This is a genomic window from Shewanella sp. P1-14-1, assembly GCF_001401775.1.
Classification (GTDB): Bacteria; Pseudomonadota; Gammaproteobacteria; order Enterobacterales; family Shewanellaceae; genus Shewanella; species Shewanella japonica.
The window spans coordinates 39,334-62,017 of the sequence record NZ_LKTL01000004.1 but is presented as its reverse complement, the minus strand read 5'-3'; the positions used below and the strand labels follow the sequence as shown (position 1 = coordinate 62,017).

Annotated in this window: 19 protein-coding genes; 10 read left to right on the top strand and 9 right to left on the bottom strand. The window is 39.8% G+C overall.

The window, feature by feature from the left end:
- Nucleotides 1–136 precede the first annotated feature (136 nt).
- Nucleotides 137–802, bottom strand: a complete 666-nt coding sequence (locus tag AN944_RS03660) for a tRNA (adenine(22)-N(1))-methyltransferase TrmK (RefSeq protein ID WP_055023239.1) — start codon at nt 800–802, stop codon at nt 137–139.
- A gap of 112 nt (nt 803–914) precedes the next feature.
- The gene (locus AN944_RS03655) at nt 915–1,913 is read right to left on the bottom strand and encodes a LacI family DNA-binding transcriptional regulator (RefSeq protein ID WP_055023238.1); all 999 of its coding nucleotides are present in this window, start codon (nt 1,911–1,913) and stop codon (nt 915–917) included.
- Between the two features lie 200 nt (nt 1,914–2,113).
- Between AN944_RS03655 and AN944_RS03650 the strand changes: the two genes are divergently transcribed.
- The 6 genes from AN944_RS03650 (at nt 2,114) to AN944_RS03625 (ending at nt 9,793) form a co-directional block, all read left to right on the top strand.
- On the top strand, nt 2,114–3,148 hold the full coding sequence (locus tag AN944_RS03650) for a UDP-glucose--hexose-1-phosphate uridylyltransferase (protein WP_235530844.1): 1,035 nt from the start codon (nt 2,114–2,116) through the stop codon (nt 3,146–3,148).
- Between the two features lie 99 nt (nt 3,149–3,247).
- Nucleotides 3,248–4,405, top strand: a complete 1,158-nt coding sequence (gene galK / locus AN944_RS03645; RefSeq protein WP_055023236.1) for a galactokinase — start codon at nt 3,248–3,250, stop codon at nt 4,403–4,405.
- Between the two features lie 468 nt (nt 4,406–4,873).
- On the top strand, nt 4,874–5,353 hold the full coding sequence (locus AN944_RS03640; RefSeq protein ID WP_235530843.1) for a cupin domain-containing protein: 480 nt from the start codon (nt 4,874–4,876) through the stop codon (nt 5,351–5,353).
- A gap of 346 nt (nt 5,354–5,699) precedes the next feature.
- Nucleotides 5,700–8,777 carry an FAD-binding and (Fe-S)-binding domain-containing protein gene (locus AN944_RS03635; protein WP_055023235.1) on the top strand — a complete coding sequence of 1,026 codons (3,078 nt, stop codon included), beginning with the start codon at nt 5,700–5,702 and terminating at the stop codon, nt 8,775–8,777.
- Complete coding sequence (locus AN944_RS03630; RefSeq protein ID WP_055023234.1) at nt 8,770–9,228, top strand: DUF1285 domain-containing protein; 459 nt, start codon at nt 8,770–8,772, stop codon at nt 9,226–9,228. Before AN944_RS03635 ends, AN944_RS03630 begins: the two co-directional genes overlap by 8 nt.
- Nucleotides 9,229–9,382: 154 nt before the next feature.
- Nucleotides 9,383–9,793 (top strand): MarR family winged helix-turn-helix transcriptional regulator, encoded by a 411-nt coding sequence (locus tag AN944_RS03625; protein WP_055023233.1) that lies wholly within the window; start codon nt 9,383–9,385, stop codon nt 9,791–9,793.
- A gap of 122 nt (nt 9,794–9,915) precedes the next feature.
- Here AN944_RS03625 and AN944_RS03620 read toward each other — a convergent pair whose 3' ends face one another.
- The 5 genes from AN944_RS03620 to AN944_RS03600 all read right to left on the bottom strand — a co-directional run bounded on the left by AN944_RS03620 (nt 9,916) and on the right by AN944_RS03600 (nt 17,192).
- The gene (locus AN944_RS03620; protein WP_055023232.1) at nt 9,916–13,023 is read right to left on the bottom strand and encodes an efflux RND transporter permease subunit; all 3,108 of its coding nucleotides are present in this window, start codon (nt 13,021–13,023) and stop codon (nt 9,916–9,918) included.
- Entirely contained in the window at nt 13,020–14,360 is a 1,341-nt protein-coding gene (locus AN944_RS03615; protein WP_055023231.1) for an efflux RND transporter periplasmic adaptor subunit, read from the bottom strand. The genes AN944_RS03620 and AN944_RS03615 overlap by 4 nt, the downstream gene beginning before the upstream one ends.
- A complete protein-coding gene (locus AN944_RS03610) occupies nt 14,357–15,019 on the bottom strand; it encodes a TetR family transcriptional regulator (protein WP_055023230.1) in 663 nt (220 codons plus the stop codon). The genes AN944_RS03615 and AN944_RS03610 overlap by 4 nt, the downstream gene beginning before the upstream one ends.
- A gap of 246 nt (nt 15,020–15,265) precedes the next feature.
- Entirely contained in the window at nt 15,266–16,423 is a 1,158-nt protein-coding gene (locus AN944_RS03605; RefSeq protein WP_055023229.1) for an iron-containing alcohol dehydrogenase, read from the bottom strand.
- A 64-nt stretch (nt 16,424–16,487) separates the two neighbouring features.
- Nucleotides 16,488–17,192, bottom strand: a complete 705-nt coding sequence (locus AN944_RS03600) for a type 1 glutamine amidotransferase domain-containing protein (RefSeq protein WP_055023228.1) — start codon at nt 17,190–17,192, stop codon at nt 16,488–16,490.
- Between the two features lie 152 nt (nt 17,193–17,344).
- On the opposite strand from AN944_RS03600, the gene AN944_RS03595 reads away from it, so the two are divergent.
- The 4 genes from AN944_RS03595 (at nt 17,345) to AN944_RS03580 (ending at nt 21,515) form a co-directional block, all read left to right on the top strand.
- Nucleotides 17,345–18,277 carry a LysR family transcriptional regulator gene (locus AN944_RS03595; protein WP_055023227.1) on the top strand — a complete coding sequence of 311 codons (933 nt, stop codon included), beginning with the start codon at nt 17,345–17,347 and terminating at the stop codon, nt 18,275–18,277.
- Between the two features lie 710 nt (nt 18,278–18,987).
- The gene (locus AN944_RS03590; RefSeq protein WP_055023226.1) at nt 18,988–19,413 is read left to right on the top strand and encodes a DUF2057 family protein; all 426 of its coding nucleotides are present in this window, start codon (nt 18,988–18,990) and stop codon (nt 19,411–19,413) included.
- A gap of 322 nt (nt 19,414–19,735) precedes the next feature.
- Nucleotides 19,736–20,926 (top strand): class I SAM-dependent rRNA methyltransferase, encoded by a 1,191-nt coding sequence (locus tag AN944_RS03585; protein WP_055023225.1) that lies wholly within the window; start codon nt 19,736–19,738, stop codon nt 20,924–20,926.
- A gap of 160 nt (nt 20,927–21,086) precedes the next feature.
- Nucleotides 21,087–21,515: a PliI family lysozyme inhibitor of I-type lysozyme gene (locus AN944_RS03580; RefSeq protein WP_055023224.1), complete on the top strand. Its 429-nt coding sequence runs from the start codon at nt 21,087–21,089 to the stop codon at nt 21,513–21,515.
- 87 nt (nt 21,516–21,602) lie between these two features.
- On the opposite strand, the gene AN944_RS03575 is transcribed toward AN944_RS03580, so the two are convergent.
- Complete coding sequence (locus AN944_RS03575) at nt 21,603–21,947, bottom strand: hypothetical protein (RefSeq protein WP_055023223.1); 345 nt, start codon at nt 21,945–21,947, stop codon at nt 21,603–21,605.
- A 219-nt stretch (nt 21,948–22,166) separates the two neighbouring features.
- Nucleotides 22,167–22,598 (bottom strand): CBS domain-containing protein, encoded by a 432-nt coding sequence (locus tag AN944_RS03570; protein WP_055023222.1) that lies wholly within the window; start codon nt 22,596–22,598, stop codon nt 22,167–22,169.
- Nucleotides 22,599–22,684 lie beyond the last annotated feature (86 nt).

Genomic DNA, 22,684 nt, shown 5'->3' with positions numbered 1-22,684 from the left:
AACATCGTTAGAATTAAACTGATTACATGTCGATTAACAGTGTAGCCAAATTTGCTTAATAGGGGCTGAATAAAATTGAACGTACAAAGATAATTATGCCAATAATTTGTGCTTTTATGTACTTACGATCATAAGCTTATAGTAACTGTTCATAAGCGTTAATGACGTTTTTGACCAGCAAGGGTTGTCCTTTTTGAATTCGCTGATAATGCGCTAACGTTTTATGCAGGTATTGCTGATTTATCAATTTTTGCTCTTCGCAATCTGTTTGCCAAAAAAGCTCACCAGTTAAACTAATTGGTTTCATCTTGTCAGCGTTATTGGTGACATGAATGACTTCATAGTAGCGGCCATTTTCTTCAATCAATACTTCCGCTTTTAACGATAAATGTAGATTTGAAAGATTTTGGCGCAGTTCAAATTGGTGATGAACTGGACACAGGAGTATATCTATTACTTGATCAGGATGAGCATGAAGTATGTTAGTGACTAAATCACTCATTAAGTCGCCGCCAATGCCTGCAATGATTACCAAGTGATGGCCTTGGTATTGAGTTAACGGTAATAAGGAAACATCGATACAGTGGGTTTGCCAAGTGTTGGTATCAGCAAAGAAATGGTTCAATTTGTGGCTTAAATTTGACATCAATTCTGGCACAATATCAACAAAATGGACCTTAGCAGATTGTTGTTTTAATAGTGCAGCGCCGAGGTAACCATGATCGCAGCAACAATCCCAAATATGATCAAACCCTGGTTCTACCATATGACATATTTGTAATAAGCGTTTACTGAGTTTCATTAGTTTATCTAGCCAGATCCTAAAAAGGCGCTATTTTAGTCGGTTTTAATGCTTTTTGCTGCAATATTTACAGAACGTACTTCAATTTTTTACAATGAAAATGGTCGATAATTTATAAGGCTTGAGTAGACTCTCTTATCACTAACTCTGGTGAATAAGATGATGATTGTGCTGTTGGATTAATATTAGCTGACAGGGCTAATAAGGCCGCATTTTTAGCCATAGAATTAATAGGGTAACGTAAGGTTGTTAGCTTAGGTCTTGAATAACGTGATAATAACACGTCATCAAAGCCGATGACGGAAACATCATTAGGTACTGACAAGCCTTTATCTTCAAGGGTAGAAATAACACCAATGGCCATAGCGTCGTTATATACAAATATGGCACTGAAGGGAGTATTTTGTTTAAGTAAATCTTGAGCCGCTTTTTCTCCACCTTGCAGGCTAGGTGATGCATAGGTGATTAATTTATCATTGAGTGTTAAGCCATGACTTGCTAAACCACGTTGAAATCCCGCCAAACGTTCTTTTGGATCATCAATATCCAGATTACTGTTTACACACGCAATATTGCAATGATTTAACTCGGAGAAATAGTCAGCCGCTTTTTGACCACCAATGTGGTTATCAAGCCAAATACAGCGGTGACTGATTGCTTCAATATAGCGATCAATTAATACAAACTTTGGGTTATCGTTAAACAAAGCGATTAATGTTTCATCTGGTATTTTTTTGCTATGAATCACGATTGATTCACAGCGCTGTTGCATCAAAGACGTTATCGCTTTCATTTCTGATTCAGCACTCACTTGGCCTGTACTGATAAGTAGCTGCACTTTATTTTCTCGCGCAATTTGGTCGATTCCATTGGCGAGTGCTGCAAAAAATGGGTCAGCAACATCAGGAATAACCACACCAATGGTAGCTGCTTTTTTCATGACCAATGAACGGGCATTAATATTGGGCTGATACCCCATAGTGCTAATTAGGTGTTGAATACGTTCTCGGGTTTTAGCGCCCACTTTGGGTCCATTATTAACGACACGCGATACAGTAGCCACAGATACATTGGCGGCTCTGGCGATATCTTTAATGGTTGCTTTTGACACAACATATCCTGAATGAAAGTTATTAGTAGCAGTAAATTACCTTTCTAACTCGGGTTTAGCAAACAAATAGTCCAATTAAAAATAGCTATTGCACAAAAGAGGGTAAACGTTTACCCTTTTGTCATTGTATTGTTTTTAAACAGCACGTGTGACACCGAGTTATTAGCATTATTGTTTATAAAATTGAAATGGAAAGCATCATGACGTTTGATCCTACTGAGCATCCTCATCGCCGATTTAATCCATTGATAAATGAGTGGATACTTGTTTCACCACATCGAGCAAAGCGGCCTTGGCAAGGCCAAGTTGAAAGCATTGATAATGACGTAAAGCCTAGTTATGACGAGTCTTGCTTTTTGTGCTCGGGTAATACGCGAATTAATGGAGAAGTGAATCCTGAGTATCAAGATACTTTTGTATTTCAAAATGATTTTGCTGCATTAAAACCAGACACCCCTAAACACAGTGAAAACGATCCTTTATTTAAAATAGAAACAGAGCAAGGTGAAAGTCGTGTCATTTGTTTTTCGCCTGATCACAGTAAAAGCTTGCCGCAGCTATCTGTTGCTGCCATCACAAAAGTCGTGGCCTGTTGGCAAGAGCAAACTCGAGAATTAAGCGAGCAATATCAGTGGGTACAAGTATTTGAGAATAAAGGGGCGGTTATGGGCTGCTCAAATCCTCATCCACATGGCCAAGTTTGGGCGCAAAATCATTTACCAACGTTAGTGCAAAAAAAACAACTGGCATTGTCTTCGTATTATGAGGCCCATCAATCAAGCCTTTTAAATGACTACGTTGGCAGAGAACTGGACAATGCAGAACGCATTGTAGTGGCTAATGAAGATTGGGTCGTTGTAGTGCCTTATTGGGCGGCTTGGCCATTTGAAACATTAGTCTTACCGCGTTTTAGTGTAACTCGCATGACAGAACTCAGCTGTGCACAACAGTCGACACTCGCCGATATTATTAAAAAAATTACCATTAAATACGACAACCTTTTTAATTGTTCTTTCCCGTATTCAATGGGGTGGCATGGTGCGCCATTTGATGGCAAAAAACACTCTGAATGGACATTACATGCCAGCTTTTTACCGCCACTTTTACGTTCTGCCAGTGTACGAAAGTTTATGGTGGGATATGAAATGATGGCCGAATCTCAACGGGATCTCACCCCAGAACAAGCAGCCACAATGCTTCGTCAGCAAAGTGATGTGCATTATAAATCAGAGTAAGCGGCCATTTGGGCAAGTATAAGGACTACGAAATATAGCCAGTAGCTGGCTCATCGAAGCGCTTTATTTAAAGAGATAACACAGATAACGGATTGAATAATGAGTGAGCAATTGATAAAGAATGTAAAACACGCTTTCGAAGCGCAATTTGGTTATGCCTCCAGTCATGTCGTTACGGCGCCAGGCAGAGTCAACTTAATTGGCGAGCACACTGATTATAATGATGGTTTTGTGTTGCCATGTGCCATTAATTACAACGCAGCAGTCGCTGCAAGTCGTCGTGATGACAATGTCGTACGAGTTATTTCTTTAGATTATGGCTTAGCTGTTGATGAGTTTAGTGTAAGTGAAGAAATAACTCATGCAGAGCATGATTGGGCTAATTACATTCGTGGTGTGGTAAAGCACTTATTATTACGTGGTTATCATTTTAATGGCGCCGATATCGTTATTAGTGGAAATGTCCCACAAGGCGCGGGGTTAAGCTCATCTGCGGCATTAGAAGTGGTAATAGGTCAAACCTTTAAAACCTTATATGACTTAGCTATATCGCAACAAGAAATCGCCCTAAATGGCCAAGAAGCTGAGAATAAGTTTGTTGGGTGTAATTGCGGCATTATGGATCAGCTTATTTCGGCGCAGGCCAAAAAAGGCCATGCGTTATTAATTGATTGCCGCTCATTAAAAACTCAGCCAGTAAAACTGCCTGATGGTTTCAGCGTATTAATTGTAAACTCCAATAAAAAACGTGGTTTAGTCGACAGTGAGTACAATACTCGCAGGCAGCAATGTGAAGATGCAGCAGCTTATTTTAATGTTCAGGCACTGCGTGATGTTGATATCGCAAGATTTAATGATCAACAAAGTGAACTTTCATCAGTTATCGCCAAGCGAGCAAGGCATATTATCACCGAAAATCAACGTACTATAGATGCTGCTGAGGCAATGAGAAATAATGACATCAAAACATTACAACGACTTATGGCAGAATCGCATGCATCTATGCGAGATGATTTTGAAATAACGGAGTCGGAAATCGATATTTTAGTGGAGATCATTAAAGCTGAGATAGGAGAGTCTGGTGGAGTAAGAATGACCGGTGGAGGCTTTGGAGGTTGTGTGGTTTCACTCGTACCTGATGAAATGGTTGAGCAAGTGATTAAAGCGGTTAATGCACAATACGAGCAGCAAACAGGCCTGGCTCCAAGTATCTTCATATGCAGTGCGGAAGAGGGAGCGACTGCGGTAGATGAGTAAGTGTTATTTATTGTTATTTTTTCTTAATAAGCCATATCGTCTGTAATACCGTCTATTGTGTTACACGACACATGTAATTTAGTATTCTGATCAACACACTTTATCACCTATCTAGTTTGCATGATGACTCGATAGGTGTTTTTTTATTGATATCTTTTCACTGGTTTTTCATAAGCTTGCTATAAGCTGTATATAATAAGAATCTGATAAAAACAGATAGCAATCCAGCTATGGCTATTTAGCGCTTCTGATTAAGAACTTTGGAGTAAGTGCTTTGGATTAAGTGCTTTGGATTGAGTGCTTTGGATTGAGTACTTTGGATTAAGTGCTTTGGATTAAGTGCTTTGGATTAAATATTTTGGATTTAGCATCTCAAATTAGTGCTTCAGATAGATTTGTATAAAACGGATTTTGACTCTGCTTTAATATTCATCTCTGATTTAAAATCATCGACTATAAGGAAATAACATGATTTACCACTTCACCGCTAAGAAGATACCGTGCCTAGCAAGCGCTTTACGTTCAGTAATGTTTTTAGGTGTAAGCCTGACTTTCGTTTCTAGTTTTTTGAGTACAGCTGTCGCCATAGAGCCAACCGATGATATTGCAGTTGAGCAACTCCTTAAAACAAGCAAAAGTTGGGATGGTCGTACACTACCTAGTTATCCAACAGGTCAACCAGAAGTCACTATTTTAAAAATAACCATTGCCCCCGGTGCAACTTTGCCATATCACCAGCATCCGGTCATTAATGCTGGCATATTAACGAAAGGACATTTAACTGTAACAACAAAAGCCGGTAAACAACTCGTTATGAAAGCGGGTGATGCAATAGCTGAAGTCGTTGATAAATGGCATTACGGTACTAACTCAGGAGTAGAACCAGTCGAGATAATTGTTTTTTATGTAGGAATAGAAGGTAAACCGTTAACAATCAAGCAGAAATAAAGCGCTATTTAAATTTTGAACATTACTCTAAAACCGATATGAACTCACTCTGTAGGTATTAACAGGTCGTTTATTGTTAGACTCGGTTATCAATTTGGCCAATTAATTTTGCCAATTATTGTCTACCAATTAATTACAGACATTACAATTGTGCCAATGATGCTCAATGATAAGTCATCATATTCATTAGGATGAGACAGATATTTATCAATTGATGAAATATGCGGCCATGATTTTGTAGAATATTCAATCGATATCAAAATTTAATGAATTTTACTAACTCAACTACTTAGCTGTTATTTTTTTGTTTATAATGATGACAAAATTACTATAACAGAAGTCGACTATGCTGCCGCTGCTATCCCATCATCAAACATTAGAACCTATCTATTTACGCTTTTTAGAAGCGCTTGAAGCCTCTTCGTTTGCAGGTGAAATAGATAAACGTTACAGCGCAAGGCTAATCCAAGCGACCGATAATTCTGTTTACCAGTTTTTACCTCAAGCTGTAATTTATCCGCTAAATCAAACTGATGTTGAACTGGTGTTAACACTGGCTTCAGATCCTCAATATAAGCAAGTCACTTTTAGTGCCCGTGGCGGTGGTACAGGTACTAACGGTCAGTCTTTAACTCATGGCTTTATTCTTGATGTTTCAAGGCATATGAATCAAGTGCTTGAAGTCAACGCTGAAGAAGGTTGGGTCAGAGTACAAGCCGGTGTCGTTAAAGATGCATTGAACGATGCACTGCGGCCACATGGATACTTTTTTAGTCCTGACTTATCAACCTCTAACCGTGCCACTGTTGGCGGGATGATTAATACTGATGCTTCAGGTGCGGGCTCTCTTGTCTATGGTAAAACCTCAGATCATGTATTAGGACTAACCAGCGTGCTGGTTGATGGCAGTGTACTAGCAACTTCACCAATGCAAGGTGATATTGCATTGGGTAAACAAGGTGATTTACACCAACAAGTTAATCACAATTCCTTTGCTCAACATATTGTCAGTCATATTGCGAGTCGTTGTCATGAAAAGCGAGACTTGATTGTTAAGCAATTCCCTGCGTTAAATCGTTTTTTAACGGGGTATGATTTACGCCATGTCTGGAATGATGATCTGACTCAATTTGATTTATCGCGGATAATAGCAGGCTCTGAAGGCACGCTAGCGGTCTTAACCGAAGCTAAACTTAATATTACACCGCTTCCTAACACGCGAATGATGCTTAATATCAAATATGATTCGTTTGAGTCAGCATTACGGCATGCACCTTCTTTGGTTGCAGCGAGTGCCACAGTGGTTGAAACGATCGATTCAAAAGTGCTTAACCTTGCCCGCGAAGATATCATCTGGCATTCAGTTTCACACCTGATTGAAGCTGTACCTGATAAAGTCATCGAGGGGCTTAACATGGTTGAGTTTGCGGGTGATGAAGAGGATGTCAAAGCTCGTATTAGCAAACTGGAATCTGTGTTGGCAAGCCAACTTGCCAATGAAGAAGCTGGTGTTGTGGGTTATCAAATCACTTCAGATAAACCAAGTATCAATAAAATTTATGCGATGCGTAAAAAAGCTGTGGGATTACTTGGGGCAACAAAAGGTCGCCGTAAGCCACTCGCATTTGCCGAAGACACCGCAGTGCCGCCTGAAAACTTAGCTGACTTTATTATGGAGTTTCGTCATTTATTAGACGGGCATAAGCTGCAATATGGCATGTTTGGTCATGTTGATGCTGGTGTGTTACATGTTCGTCCTGCACTAGATATGTGTGATGAAGCAGATGAAAAGTTATTGAAAACCATTTCAGATCAAGTGGCAGAGTTAACGCTTAAATATGGCGGCTTGATGTGGGGTGAACATGGTAAAGGTGTTCGCGGAGAATACGGTCCAGCGGTATTTGGCGATGAACTGTACGGTGAGCTTGAAGAAATTAAAGGTTTATTCGATCCGCAAAACCGTTTAAACCCAGGTAAATTGGTTGCTCCAAAAGACAGTGGCCCTATGATGTTTAACGTCGACAGTGTTAAACGTGGCACATTTGACCGTCAAATCCCAATCCAAGTACGTGATGCGTTTCCTGATGTGATGAACTGCAATGGTAATGGCCTTTGCTTTAACTACAGCAGTTATTCTTTTATGTGTCCGTCATTTAAAGCAACGGGCGACCGTATCCATTCGCCAAAGGGGCGCAGTGGCTTAATGAGAGAATGGCTACGTTTACTAGAAGCTGAAGGTGTTGATGTTGATGCCCTAGCTAAGTCAAAACCATTAAGTTTTTTACAACGTGCTCAGAATAGCTATAACGCAGAGCGTGACTACGATTATTCCCATGAAGTGATGGAGTCTTTGAAAGGATGTTTAGCCTGTAAAGCATGCTCTGGACAATGCCCAGTTAAAGTCGATGTGCCTAAATTCAGAGCGCAATTTTTTAATATCTATTACAAGCGTTACATGCGCCCAGCAAAAGACTATTTGGTCGCAGGTATTGAAGATATGTTACCTATTATGGCAGCAATGCCAAAGGTGACTAACTTTGCATCGCAAAATAAACTCAGCCAATGGGTGATTAAAAAATCGATTGGTTATGTCGATGCGCCAGCATTATCGGTGCCGACACTCAAACAACGCTTAGATGGACATGAAAGTCGTGGCTATGATTTAGAAGCGCTACAGGGTATTCCTGAATCAGAGCGTGCTCAATATGTGTTAGTGGTTCAAGATCCTTTTAACAGCTTTTATGATGCGGAGCTGGTGTATCGCTTTATTCAGCTAATAAAAGAAATGGGCTTAAAGCCGGTATTATTGCCATTTAAACCTAATGGTAAGCCTACCCACATAAAAGGTTTTTTAGATAAGTTTGCAAAAACAGCGCAATCCAGTGCTGACTTTTTGAATCAAGTGTACGCGCTTAATATGCCAATGGTGGGGTTAGACCCAGCCTTAGTCTTATGTTACCGAGATGAATATCAACAAGTATTAGGCAATAGGCGTGGTAACTTTGAAGTGTTATTAGCAAATGAATGGTTAACGGATGCCATCAATTCAATACCAAAACTGAATAACACGCAGCAAAAATTTAGCTGGTTCAGCCATTGTACTGAATCAACGGCAAAACCTGCCACGCCAGTAGAATGGAAAACCATATTTAGTCACTTTGGGGCTGAATTCGATGTGATTAACGTTGGTTGCTGCGGTATGGCTGGCACCTACGGTCACGAACAAGATAATTTAGGTCGTTCCACTAAATTGTTTGCTATGTCTTGGCAGCCGACCTTAGATAAGATTGACGATAAAACGCAAATTTTAGTGTCAGGCTATTCATGTCGAAGCCAAGTTAAACGTTTTGCAGGCTTCAAACCAAAACATCCAATTGAAGCCTTATTGCAATTGTTAGTTCAAGCGAAACAAGATAATGGCTGAACCCATTAACATTGCCGAACAATTGGGGCAATTAAGCCCCAATAATGACGAAAGCCAGCAATCGTCTACACCGTTATGCAGTGATGAACCACTATTTAATATTAATATGCAAGGCGAGTGGACGTATTTGGGCAGTCCACTGCCGAAAAAGTTTGCTAAGTTATTTGCTAGTGTACTTAATGGTATTGATGGGAAGTATTTCTTGATTACGCCAGTGGAAAAGGTGCAGGTGACAGTTGAACGTCACGCTTTCGTGATTGTTGATTATATTGAAAATGATGATAACAGCTTATCCCTAATTAGCAGTATTGGTACTGAGCATATAATCAACAACCCTTCATTGGTGAGATTGTTAGAAGATGCTATTGAATTTCCAGTAGAAAGAGGCGTCATTGCAGGGTTAGGGCGTGCTTGTTACTACCGCTATATTAATCAATTTGTAACTGACTGACTAAAATAGCGGTCTTATACGTATCTTACCTAGCTTAAGGTGTTAACCTGAGTATATGATGGTAATCTAAAATACAACTCAGAAATCTGCATTCTTGGCTTGATTCGTTAATTTACCTAGTAGCTAAGGATTGCTGAGCATGTAGGAGGGTTTTATGAAGCGGTACGAAAGTCTTTATTATCAAATCTCTCACCTCAACATCACGCTTCAAAATGAGCTTGATGAACGCTTAAAACGTTATGAATTAGACGTTAAGCTTTGGCCGGTGCTGTTTTCTTTATGGCAAGAAGAGGGCATAAGCCAAACTGAACTATCAAAGCTATGTGATGTGGCTAACTACACGATGACGCGTCTGCTAGATCAATTACAAGTACAAGGCTATATCACTCGCCACCAAGAGTCAGACAATCGCCGTGCATTCCAAATTTTCTTAACTGACGCGGGCAAAGCGCTAGAGCAAGACTTGATCCATGAAGCGCAGTGGGTCAATGAGAAGTGTCTGGAAGCTCTCGATGAGCAAGAACAGCAAACTTTATTGCAATTGTTGAATAAAATAAATAAATAGCCTGAGCATGGGTAAGAGGGAGTCTATTTATTGTTTCAGTTATATTGAACTATCAATTAAAAGGCCGTTAATGTTGTCATTAACGGCCTTTTGTTTCTTGTCAGTTTGAGCTTATGGTTTGTTTAGGCTGACAATTCTTCATGCTTATGCACGAGATTAAAGTCAGCTAATACGGCATAAGCACTTGGTATAATAAATAATACCAATAAGGTAGAGGTGAAAATACCAAACACAATAGAGATTACAATCGGTTTTACGACTTGCGCCTGTAATGAGGTTTCCATCAGTAATGGCAGTAACCCTGCAGCTGTAGTAAGCGATGTTAAAAATACCGCTCTAAACCTATCTCGGCTCGCTTTGACTACTGCTTCTTGAATGTCATCACCTATATCAACGTGGTGCCTTATGTATTGCACCAATAATATGGAGTCGTTGACGACAATACCAGCTAATGAAACAAAGCCTAAAATTGATGGCATTGATAAGCTGTGACCTGTTAATAAGTGTCCCCAGAATACCCCAATTAAGGCAAGTGGGATGGCTAACATCACCACAAATGGTTCTAAGTAACTTCTGAATTGAAAACTTAAAATGGCGAACAAGCCAAATAAGCCAATGATGAAACCTTGCATGAACGAGGCTCCAGTTTTAGCGGTTTCTTTAGCCGCACCTTCATAGTCCACTCGTAAACCTGGGTATTTTTCCCGTAATTCATTGGCATATTCATTACGTACTTTGCTGACAATCTCACTACCATTGGCTTTAGCATTATCAATATCAGCCATTACGGTTACGGTGCGCTGACTTTCAATTCGCTGTATACGTACGTAAGAGCGCTCATAATTCAATGTAGCGACAGCATTAAGTGGCAGCTGACTCCCATCACTAAGCATAATAGGAAAGTTGGCTAATGCCTGTAAATTCCCTGCTTGTTGTTTATTTAGGCGTACTTGAATTTCAATGTTTTCGGGTCCTGCTTGCACGTCATCGGCAGTTTGCCCAAAGTAAGCTGCGCGCAGTTGTGATGCGATCATCTCGCCATCGACACCGAAATTTTCTGCGCCGTCACGCAGTTTAACGAGCACTTCTTCTTTACCAGGACGCATGTCGTCCAAAATACCATTTACGCCTGAGAACTGGCTTAAATAAGATTGCAGATCGACTGAGGCCATTTTAAGTAATTCTAAGTCATCATGTTGAAGTCTGACTTCCACATCACGCCCAGCAGGCCCCATACTCGGTTGCTTAAAGACGAGCGATAATGGCTCAGCAATGTCTCCACTTTCTAGACGCCAATCTCGAATAAAGTCATCGATTAAGCTTTCACGAGTCTCCGCTGACAATAAATCTAACCTGACTGTTGCAACGTGGGGACCTGATTCACCGGCATCGGCGTTCATGTTGTATTGTTCGGTGATATAGCGAATCAAATTTGAGTCTTCTTGATTCTCTTTGGTATAACGGTCACCCACTTTATTCGCACTGGCGACTAACTTTTCGACCACTTGTTTGGTTTGATCTAGTGTTGAGCCTGGCGGCAATATAATGCGCGCTTCAGCGATATCACCATCAAGTTCAGGGAAGCCAACAAATTTCACAGCGCCGCCGGCAACTAGGGCAATAGAGACAAAGAGTAAACCTAAGGTTGCCCCAAGGCTTGCATAACGCCACTTAACCACAAAGGTGACAGCTTCAACTAAATTGTTATTACGGAAATGCTCAAATTTTTCTAAAAAGACACGCTTAAATTTAAGCGGTGGTTTTTCTTGTTTATTTGATTTTAATGAGTGGCTTAAATGGTTCGGTAAAATCAAAAATGCTTCAATCAAACTGACGCTGAGCACCATAATTAAGACGAGTGGTACAACGGATAGTACATCGCCCATTTGGCCGTCGAGCCACAACAAACTGCCAAAAATAAACACTGTCGTTAAAAAAGATGAGAAAACCCCTGGTGCGACTTTTTTAACTCCTTGAGTGACAGCATCATTAATGGGTAAGCCTTTTTCTACATGGGCGGCAACTGATTCTGCGATCACAATGGCATCATCCATCATGATACCAATAGCCATCAACAAACCGACTAGGCTCATGATGTTAATGGATACGCCAAACACCCACATTAAAAATAACCCGCCCATGAAGGCGACAGGCAGACCTGCGGACACCCAAAAAGAATAACGTAACGAGAAAAACAGCCACATTGAAAAGAACACTAAGATGATCCCTTGCCAGCCATTCTTTAGCAGCATGGATAATCTGTCTTGTAGCAATGATGACATATCATTTGTGAGCGTGAGCGTTACGCCATCAGGGGCGACGAGTTGCTCTTGGGCAACAAACTCGGTGACTCGCTCTTTAATGCGCAAAGCATCATCAGCTTTATTTTTTTGAACTTTTAATACCGCTGCAGCTTTACCATTAAATATGGTGTGCTCTTCTTCTAGTTCAAATAAGTCTTCAATTTTAGCGATATCACGTAAGCGAACCACACCGCCTTCAGGGTTTGATGATACGATTATTTTACCCAAATTTTCTGGGGTAATTTGCCGCTCATCAAAACGGATCAATAAGTTTTTATCTGATAACTCTACGCTGCCTGCTGGCATTTGAACGTTCTGACGGCCAACTTTATCGGCGACTTCCGCCACAGTAAGTCCTAAACGTCTTATGTCAGCCTCGTTTAGCTCGACTCGGATTTGATGATCTGAAAAGCCTGATACCGTGACTAAGTTAACCCCAGCATCAATCTTTAACCGTCGCTTTAAATCTTCAGCGTAAGACTTTAAGTGAGGCAAACTGGCATCGGCTGCAATTGCAATATCGACGACAGGTTCAGCCCAATCAAGCTCTTTGACGGTTGGTGGGTCAATTTGTGATGGGAAGTCTTTAATGGCGTTAATTTCAGTCTGAATATCGACTAAACTGCGGCCCATATCGGCATCACCAGTGAGCTTAACGGTAAGAGAGGCAAAGCCTTCTTGTGCATCACATTTAGTTTCTTCTATGTCGCTTAGGCCATCAATGGCATCTTCCATTCTCAAACATAAGCTTTCTTCAACCTCTGCAGGAGAGGCGCCAGGATAAACGACACTGGCAATAATGTAAGGCGGGCTAAACTCTGGGAATGTTTCTCGCTTAATTTTGCCAATACTACTTAGGCCGACAACAAAAAACGCCAGCATCATCAAGTTTGCGATGGTTGGATGTCGAGTGAAAAAGTTAATCACTGGTTTAACTCCTCATCACTTTGACTGTTTTGTTGCGCCACTTTTAAACTCATGCCTGCAATGGCAGGAATAAGATCGTTAGTAACGATTTGCATGTTTTGCGTTAATGGTGCAGTTGTTGACTGGCTTTCGATTGCGACGCCCTTATCAGTGCGATATATCACTTTAACCTTAATAATCTGTAGTTTTCCTTCAAGATCCATGACATAGATTTGGTCGCCGTGGAGGGCTTTTTCAGGGATAACAAATTGCTCTGACGGGTAGCCATGGATATAAGCTGTAACAAACATGCCATTGGTTAATGGTGGGCGTTTTACCAGATCCATATCATTAAAGTTTTGTTCAACTTCAAGGTAAAAGCCTATGGTTGCTTGATCCGGATTAATGGTATCGGCTATTCGAGTGAGTTTTGCTTGCCACTGGTGATGTTTTTGTCCCATGTTGATTTCAACATAAGCATCAAAGTTGACTTTTTCGATTGATGGCAATGATGCTGTGTCACGTGGGATCCCAGAGATGCTGCTAATCAGTGTTTCAGCATCTTGCAAAGAGAGCTCGGCTTTGATTTCTACAGCGCCGAGCTGGTGGGCTTCAAATAACACCGAACCATTCGTCACCGCTTGAGCTCGCTCTATGTTCACCTCAGCAATACGGGCGTCAAAGGGCAGGGTAAAGCGGGTATTGTTGAGTTGCCGCTGTGCATCATTCAGTAAGGCTTGGTTAACTTTGACTTGAGCTTGGGTTACTTTTCTATCATCGGGCAGTAAACTCAAGCTGCTGTTTAAGTCTTGAACTAGGTTACGCTGGGCAAGTAATGCTTGCTTTTGGGTTTCGAGTTCTGACTTAGATATAAGATTTTTCACATTAAGCGCTTGTTTACGCTGGTACTCTTGATCCACTAACGTGAGTTTTTGCTTTTCAATTTGCAAACTGGTTTCAAGGTTAACTTCTTTTTGGTTTAACTGAATTAACTGCGCCTCTGCGGCATTCACATTAGCTTCAGCTTGTGCCAATTTAAGTTCGTATTCGAGTGGATCAATAGCTAATACTAAGGTGCCAGCTTTAATTAAGCGGCCAGTTTCAAGTTCTGGGTGACGATAAATAATTTTACCACCAACCTCAGCAATACCTTGCCAACTGTGCTTGGGCGCGACTCTGCCATACGCTTTAATCACTGGCATACTTTGTTGTTTGTCGAGATTAATGACTTCAACTAAACGAGATTTGTCATGACCTGCTTCCAGTTCAGGCGATGAGCGCATTGCAATAGCGATAAATAAAATAATAAATCCGGCAGCAATCCCCGGGAAAACATAACGTCTTTTTAAGCTGGTCATTTTTTGCAGTCCTGGCTTGGTTGGTTGCCATCGGCAAAAAGCCCATGACGTAAAAGTGATGCATTGTGCTTCGCAAGCTTTTGCATAAATTCAGGTGAGGTTTCAATGCCTACGGCTTTTTTAAATAGCTCAGGCATCAAAAAAGGGAAAATCAGTAAGCTAATAAAACTCATTTTGGCGCACATTACATCAACATCCGCTTTTAAAATATCGGCATCTTTAATTTTGTCTATGATGGCGAATTTAGGTGATGGCATTAAGGTTAATAGCCTTGCTTGTAGTTCACGATTTTGCGGTGAGTCAGGCAAACTTGCAGTGCGATAAATGAGCTTCGGAAAATCTGGGTTTTGACTCATCATACTGTAATAAGTGCTAAGTATTTCTTCTGGTGAGTTGTGGATCATTGCTTTGTTAGTTTGAGATATTTTTTGCGTCAGCGGTGCTAATGTTTCTTTTAGCATTTCACTGAATAAGCCCAATTTGGATTGAAAATAATAACGGATCAGACTGGCGTCAACATTCGCTTGCTGTGCAATCGCACGTACAGATACTTTGTCGTAATCACTTTCAACAAAGAGTACGCGAGCAGCTTCGATTAATGCATTGCGATTATCGACCTGCATTAACGGTCTACCAGCAGTTTTTTTAAGAATGGGCATCGGTAAGCACTAATGTATGAATAATTCTTCAAGTGTAGAATATAGTAAGCCAACCTGAGTCTTTCGTTTACTATTTAAATTCATCAATATTCCACATTTGATGAATTAATTGAAAATTTCAACACTAGATCACACTTCTTTCAGTGGCGATTAAAATATTAAAACAGTATAAAAAACAAAAGCTAGCAAGATGCTAGCTTTTAGTCACAACAGAGTAAAAATCTGTGTTCAATTAAGTTAAATCATTTATAACGCTGTCGTTAGTATTTCTCGGCTGACAGTTAAATCAATATCACCATGTTCACCTAGTTTTGTCATACCGTGTTTTTCAAGGGCATTAACCATTACATCGACTTGATCTGTACCTAAATCAATATCTCCTAAACGAATTGGCACTTGCATTCGTTTAAAGAACGCTTCTGTTGCAAGAATCGCTTGATCAATTTTTTGCTCATCAGTGCCTGTAGTGATGCCAAATACACGTTCAGCATATTGAACTAGCTTGTCATGTTTTTGTACTCGGCGCACTTTCATTACTGCAGGTAACACGATTGATAAAGTTCGTGCATGATCAATACCGTGGCTGGCTGTTAATTCATGACCAATCATGTGAGTCGACCAATCTTGTGGTACGCCGGCACCAATTAAGCCATTAAGTGCCATGGTGGCTGACCACATGATATTAGCTCTGACTTCTAGATCTTGTTTTGTATCGGCAGCGAGAGCTTTAGGGCCTTCTTCAATTAAGGTTTGCAGTAAACCTTCACTGAATCTGTCTTGTACTTTACCGTTGACGCTGTAAGTTAAGTATTGCTCCATAATATGAATGTAAGCATCAATAACCCCATTACTAATTTGTCGATCTGACAGTGATAGCGTCACAGAAGGATCGAGTACAGCAAATAATGGTCTGACTAATGGACTACCAAATGGCAGTTTATTACCATCACGAGTAATAACGGAGCCGCCATTAGACTCTGAACCTGTCGCTGGCAGTGTTAAGACTGCACCGATTGGCAGTGCTTGTTTAACACTTGCACCTTTTGCAACGATATCCCAAGGATCTTGGCCTTCAAATTTTGCAGCAGCGGCTATAAATTTAACGCCATCAACGACTGAACCACCGCCTACTGCTAGGAGGTAATCAATATTTTCCGCTTCAATGATGGCTTGCGCTTTCATTAACGTATCGTATTGCGGGTTAGGCTCAACACCAGAGAACTCAAACCAAGTATGGTCTTTAAGTGCTTCGGTGACTTGTTGGTATACGCCATTTGACTTAATCGACCCGCCACCATAAACCATTAATACTTTGGCATCTGCTGGGATTTCTTGGCTGATTGCGCTGATTTGGTTTTCACCAAATAAAATTTTTGTATTGTTTTGAAAAGAAAAATTTAACATGTGTCGTTCCTGATAATAAAGTGATGCACTGTGTTACACAGTGGGGATCAAGACTAATTGACTGTTATGCATTGAGCTGGCTAATCAACTTTTGTGCTGTTAATGATGAGCTAGCAGGATTTTGACCTGTAATGAGTAAGCCATCTTGTACAGAGAAAGCATGCCAATCTGCCGCTTTTTGGTAATCAGCGCCACGGGCGATAAGTTCATCTTCTAATAAAAATGGCACAATATCCGTTAATTGGACAGCGTCTTCTTCTGAGTTCGTGAAGCCTGTTACGGCTTTATCAGCGACAATATGCTTACCGTTTTGGTCTTTGACATTTAATAACACTGCTGTGGCGTGGCAAACTGCTGCGATAGGCTTATTTTGAACCACAAATTGGTTAATCAGTGAGATTGAATCTGCATTGTCAGCTAAATCCCATAATGGCCCATGTCCGCCCGGATAAAATACGCCATCAAACTCTGCTGGATTTATGCTAGATAATACATGAGTGTTAGCCAGCAATGATTTAAGCTGCTCGTCGTTGTCAAAACGGTGAGTGTCCTCTGTTTGAAAATCAGCTAATTCACTTTTGGGATCAATAGGCGGTTGTCCACCAAGAGGAGAGGCTAAAACGACTTCATAGCCAGCATCGGCAAATACATAATAAGGTGCTGCAAACTCTTCAATCCAAAATCCGGTTTTTTCACCTGTATCGCCTAACTTGTCATGTGAAGTTAGCACCATTAATACTTTTTTGGTGGTTTGTGTTGCTTGAGTCATGATATTCCCTTAAACAAGTTTGTGTAATGAGGCTCTGAATAATGCAACACAGTATAGAAATACATTTAGATTCGTACAATGCAGATATTTTTGACTTCATTGTTTAATTAATTGATACAATAGTCGGAAAGTTTTAAGCGGAGTATTGTTAAGTGAACGTATCGTTTGAACAGTTAAAGAGCATGGTGGTTTTTTCACAAGTAGTGGAGCAAGGTAGCTTGAGTGGCGCGGCAAAGCACATCGGCTTATCTCGTGCTGTGGTGAGCTATCATTTAAAAAAGCTTGAAGCGCATTTATCAGTAAAGTTACTTAACCGCTCAACAAGAAGCATCAGCCTAACCGAAGAGGGCAAAGCCTATTATCAGTCATGTAAAGTGATTGCTGAGCAAGCTTTTAATGCGAATCGACAAATTGAAAATATGAAAAGTGAGCCCGTAGGGCTAATTCGTATTACTTGTCCGGTTAATGCTGGGCTTGAAACCATAGTGCCAGCCTTGAATGAATTTAAAGTGCTGTACCCCAAAATTGAACTTGATGTCATGTTGACTGATGAAATTGTCAATATCATAAATCAAGGGTTTGATTTAGCGATTAGAGGTGCGCCATTAGTTGATTCAAGTTTACAAGCTACAAAACTCTGTGTATTAACGACTTGTTTGTGCGGTTCTCCTGATTACTTTGATCGTAACGGACGCCCGAGTTCGCCGGCTGATCTTAGCTCACATGATTGGGTTATCTATAAACCTCTTAAAAAAGTGTTGGAGCTGAAGAAAGGTGCTCGATCGTTCAGCATTGAAATGAAAGGCTCGATAACCACAAATAATGCTTCAGCACGAACAGCCTTTATTGAAGGAGGACATGGTATAGGAAGGGTGCCGACTTATGATGCTTGGCCTAAGGTTAAGCAAGGAACCCTTGAAACCGTGCTCGATGATTACCATTTATCCGATATTAATATTTATGGTGTATTCCCGCCTGGGGCGGCTGATTCAAAAAAATTGCGTTTATTACTCGATTTTTTAAAGGTGTATTTTGATAAACAAATTAGTCAAATGAGCTTATCTAAAACACATTTTAATCAGTAGATGAAACGTTTTATAAGGCAGACTTCACTGTTAGTTTAAGACGATTTTTTGGCCGTTTTAATTGTGTCTTTACACCATTTAAGACTGCAGTACCAACTAACCAAAAAACAGCCTGCTGCTAATACATAAGTGATTGAGTTGTGCTCAGGAAAACTAAAAGGATGGCAAATTACATCAAGCCAAAAAAGGCTTGTGGTAATAGCCATGAGTACACTCAATGTGCCCAGTATGGTAATAGTCAGTTTGGAAAACATGATATGACGTTTTTTGCAATGACACATGGATGAAAAATCCACAATTTCTGCGTCACAATGAATGCAAGTTACTCTTCTTTTGTATGACTTACTCATCTGATTTCGAACCTGCTACACGTGAACCTGCTGTCGTGTGATTACTTAACATCAACAACTTACCTCTATCAATCTTGAATATTTGTTACCTAGGTAACCTTAGTGTTAAAGCTTGTTGATTTCTTTGCATTAAATCAAAGAATACTGGATTAGAATTAAATTTTAAAAAAATAAAAAAATATTTTTTGATTTTTACTCATATAGATAGATGGTTTTTATAATATCGTTTTCCTCATATTTTATAGATTTATAAAATAATTCTAAAAAATGAAATTTTAATTTTCATTTTAAGGTCTCTTTATTTAACCGGTGCAGTGTTTTGTGCCAAGTGGAATAAGAAGATATTAATTGGAGTGAAATATGAATACCAAAATAATGATTTTGACCGCTTTTAGTTTTATGCTAACCAGTTTTACGGCTCAGTCATCAAGCATTACGTTTCATGATGATTTAGATGTTGATAGTGTGAATGGTGTTGTTATCGAATTTCAGCGTGAAGTGGATCTTATCCCTGGGGAGCAATTAATTGAAGTGAGCTATAGCGATCTGTTTCAAGATAACGCCGATGACTCAGGGCATTGGGTTAAGTCTGAACCACTTTATCTTAAGCTAAATGTCGAAGGTAATGAGCAGTATCATCTAGATTTACCTGAGTTGTATTCAGCTGATGATGCAAAAGACTTTTTACAAAATCCAGTGCTATCTTTGTCAGTTGATGGCGAGCCTCAAGATATTACATTATTGAGTCAATCACAGTTATTTACTTTACTATTATTAAAACAATAGTCATTGATTTTAATAAAATATTGCTTATAAGGTTATTTACATATCATCCTTAATTATTTAACTGTTTGAGATAGTTAACTCTGTGAAATATTTCTTTAGAATGCTAGTCAATTATGAGTAGCATTTTTATATTTAATTACCCACCACGTTATAATAACCATTTGATTTGGATTTTAGTTAACTGCAAGTTGATGTTACTGATTTTCGATGAGTTGCCTCGAGTGTATGACATTCAATTTCAAGCTATAATTTTTAGATTCTAACTTGCGTTCCCTATACAGGATCCTTATTATCCTTATCCCAATTTTAAAAAGGCACCATCATGGCAATCAGAATCAAGCTTAGACCTAAGCGTGAAAAATCACTTGAACGTAAGCACCCTTGGGTATTTGCAAGTGGTATACATAACATAAAAGGTAAACCACAAGCAGGTGAAACCGTTGATGTTGTCGCTCATGATGGTCATTGGTTAGGCCGTGGTGCTTGGTCACCTGAATCACAAATTCAAGTGCGTGTTTGGACGTTTGATAAAGAAGAACAAATCGATAAAGACTTTTTTGTTCGTCGTATTCAGCGTGCTCAATTGGGGCGTGATGCATTAATTGAAGAACAAGGCCTTACCGGCTATCGTCTTATTGCTGCGGAATCAGATGGCTTACCGGGTATTACCATTGATAAGTACGCGAATGTTTTAGTCTGTCAATTACTGAGCACAGGGGCTGATTACTGGCGTGATACTTTAGTTGAGGTATTAGCAGAACTCTATCCTGATTGTGCCATTTACGAGCGTTCTGATGTCGACTCTCGTAAGAAAGAAGGTTTAAAGCCTGTCACCGGTTTATTGCACGGTGAATTACCAGTAATGCCAGTGGTAATTGAAGAAAATGGTATAAAAATTTCTGTTGATGTGACAAAAGGGCATAAAACGGGTTTTTATTTAGATCAACGTGATAACCGCGCTATTGCAGCACGCTTCGTAAAAAATAAGTCCGTGCTTAATTGCTTTTGCTATACAGGTACCTTCGGTTTGTATGCTGCAAAAGGCGGCGCAGCGAACATTGAAAATGTCGATGTCTCTAAACTTGCGTTAGATACCGCGCGATTAAATATGGAAATAAACGGCTTTAATGATGATCACGTTAATTACCATGAAGCTGATGTGTTTAAGTTACTGCGCCAGTATCGTGATGAAGGTAAAACCTTTGATGTCATTGTGCTAGACCCACCTAAGTTTGCTGACAATAAAGCACAACTGAATGGTGCTTGCCGTGGTTACAAAGACATCAATATGATTGCGATGCAGTTATTAAATCCGGGTGGAACATTACTAACGTTCTCTTGTTCAGGGTTAATGGCCGCTGATTTATTCCAAAAAGTGGTTGCTGATGCGGCGCTTGATGCAAAGCGTGACGTTCAATTTATTGATAGATTGAGCCAAGCAAGTGATCATCCTATTGGTAGTGCATTTCCAGAAGGATTTTACCTTAAAGGCTTGGTTGCAAGAGTCTTTTAAAGACTATTGCCACTGACGCTCGTGATTAAGGCTGCCATATGGCAGCCTTTTTAATGCTTAAAATTCGCGAACTGTAATAATATGAACAATGCTTAAGCTAAGGTTTTGTTGATAGTTAACTTGATGTACTTTTAAGCATCATGGATAGGAAGGGCTAATAATGAAAAATATGAAAAAGACTTCTCGTGTAAACAATATGCTGTCGTTTTTGATGATTGCGCCTTTGTTGTATGGCAGCGCAACTATGGTTAATGCCCACGAAGTACACGAGTTAACTACATCAAATGGTGGCACTTATGTTAAAGCATTTTCTTTTTCTAACCAGCAAAGTGTGGTGATTGCTGAAGGCCGTATCGAGCCACGTTCTATTGGTACCATAAGCATTAAGCTATATAAAAACTTGGATGTAGGTGATTTTGCTGATGGGATAATTATTCCTAGAGATGGCACAATTTTATCGGTAGAAGTCCTTAAAGATAATAGTGATGGCCAACAACTTAATATTACTACGGTAACCGCTGGAAGTGGAAACTATCAAACAAGCCAGTTGATGTGTATTTCAGAAAACGCTGTCAGTTTATGCGACTAAAAAACAGTAAAACAAATATAATCGCTACACTAAGGCTGCTTATCGCAGCCTTTTTTAATGTGTATCTTCAATGTAAATTCGGTACCGTTAACTAAACCAATAAAGACCTAAAACACTCATAAACGTAACCATGACACTGGCTTCAAATACTTTCTTACTGCTCAATAAGCTTTGTTTACCTTGTTTTAAACTCCCAATTAGCTGGTTTTGTTTGTATAAACGACAGGTTAATTGCTCTGTTTGTGGGTCAATGAGTAACTGAAGTTGGCAAGGTTTGCCATTTTTAAGCTCAATACGGTGAGTACTTCTTTGGCTAAAGTTGATTTTACTTGATACAAGCTGATCATTAACTAAAACACGCTCTAATCCAAACCAATCACTGGCAAGCAATTCGATTTTTTCATGATTTAAATGATATTTAAAACTTGTCATTAATCTCTCCTTGGCGTGTAAACCTACCTTAAGATAAGCAGACAAATGTGACGTTTTCCACCAAGATAAATGAAGTTTTTTTGAATGGATTAGTATGTGATTGTTGAGATTGAAGAAAATTTTTTATTTTATTTTGGGGGCAAGCAATTGTTAGACAGAAACGCATAAAATAGTTTTTGCCATTAACTATATGGTTTTATTTATATATAAAACAGTTGGTTACGGTTGCTCGCCATTCAGGGGCTCTAAACCACAATAATGAGCAAGTAGATCACGCCAACTCACAATACCGACAATTTCCTTATCCACTAATACAGGCAAGCAGGTGATCCCTTTAGATAAGATAAGTTCTGAAGCACTGTTAACATCCAACTCTGGAGGAATAGTGATAGGGTGGTGAGCCATCACTTGATGGACACGTTTTTGTAGTGTTTCAATATCTCGAGTTAGTTCCGCGGCCGTGCCAAGATTTGGACTGATAGCATTAACCAGATCGGCACGCGCCAAGATACCGGAGACTTGATTATGTTCATCTAACACCACAAGGTGATGAAAGGGTACATTGTCAAAAATATCTTTAGCCGTGGCTAACCGATCATCCATTTCAACGGTGACTACTCTGTGGCTCATTATTTGCTCAACAGTAACCATCTTGTTCTCCTTTTCAATTAATCTATTTATATCAGACAATTGAAAAGCCGACAAATGATGAATAATTGAGTCATGCATCGTGACTG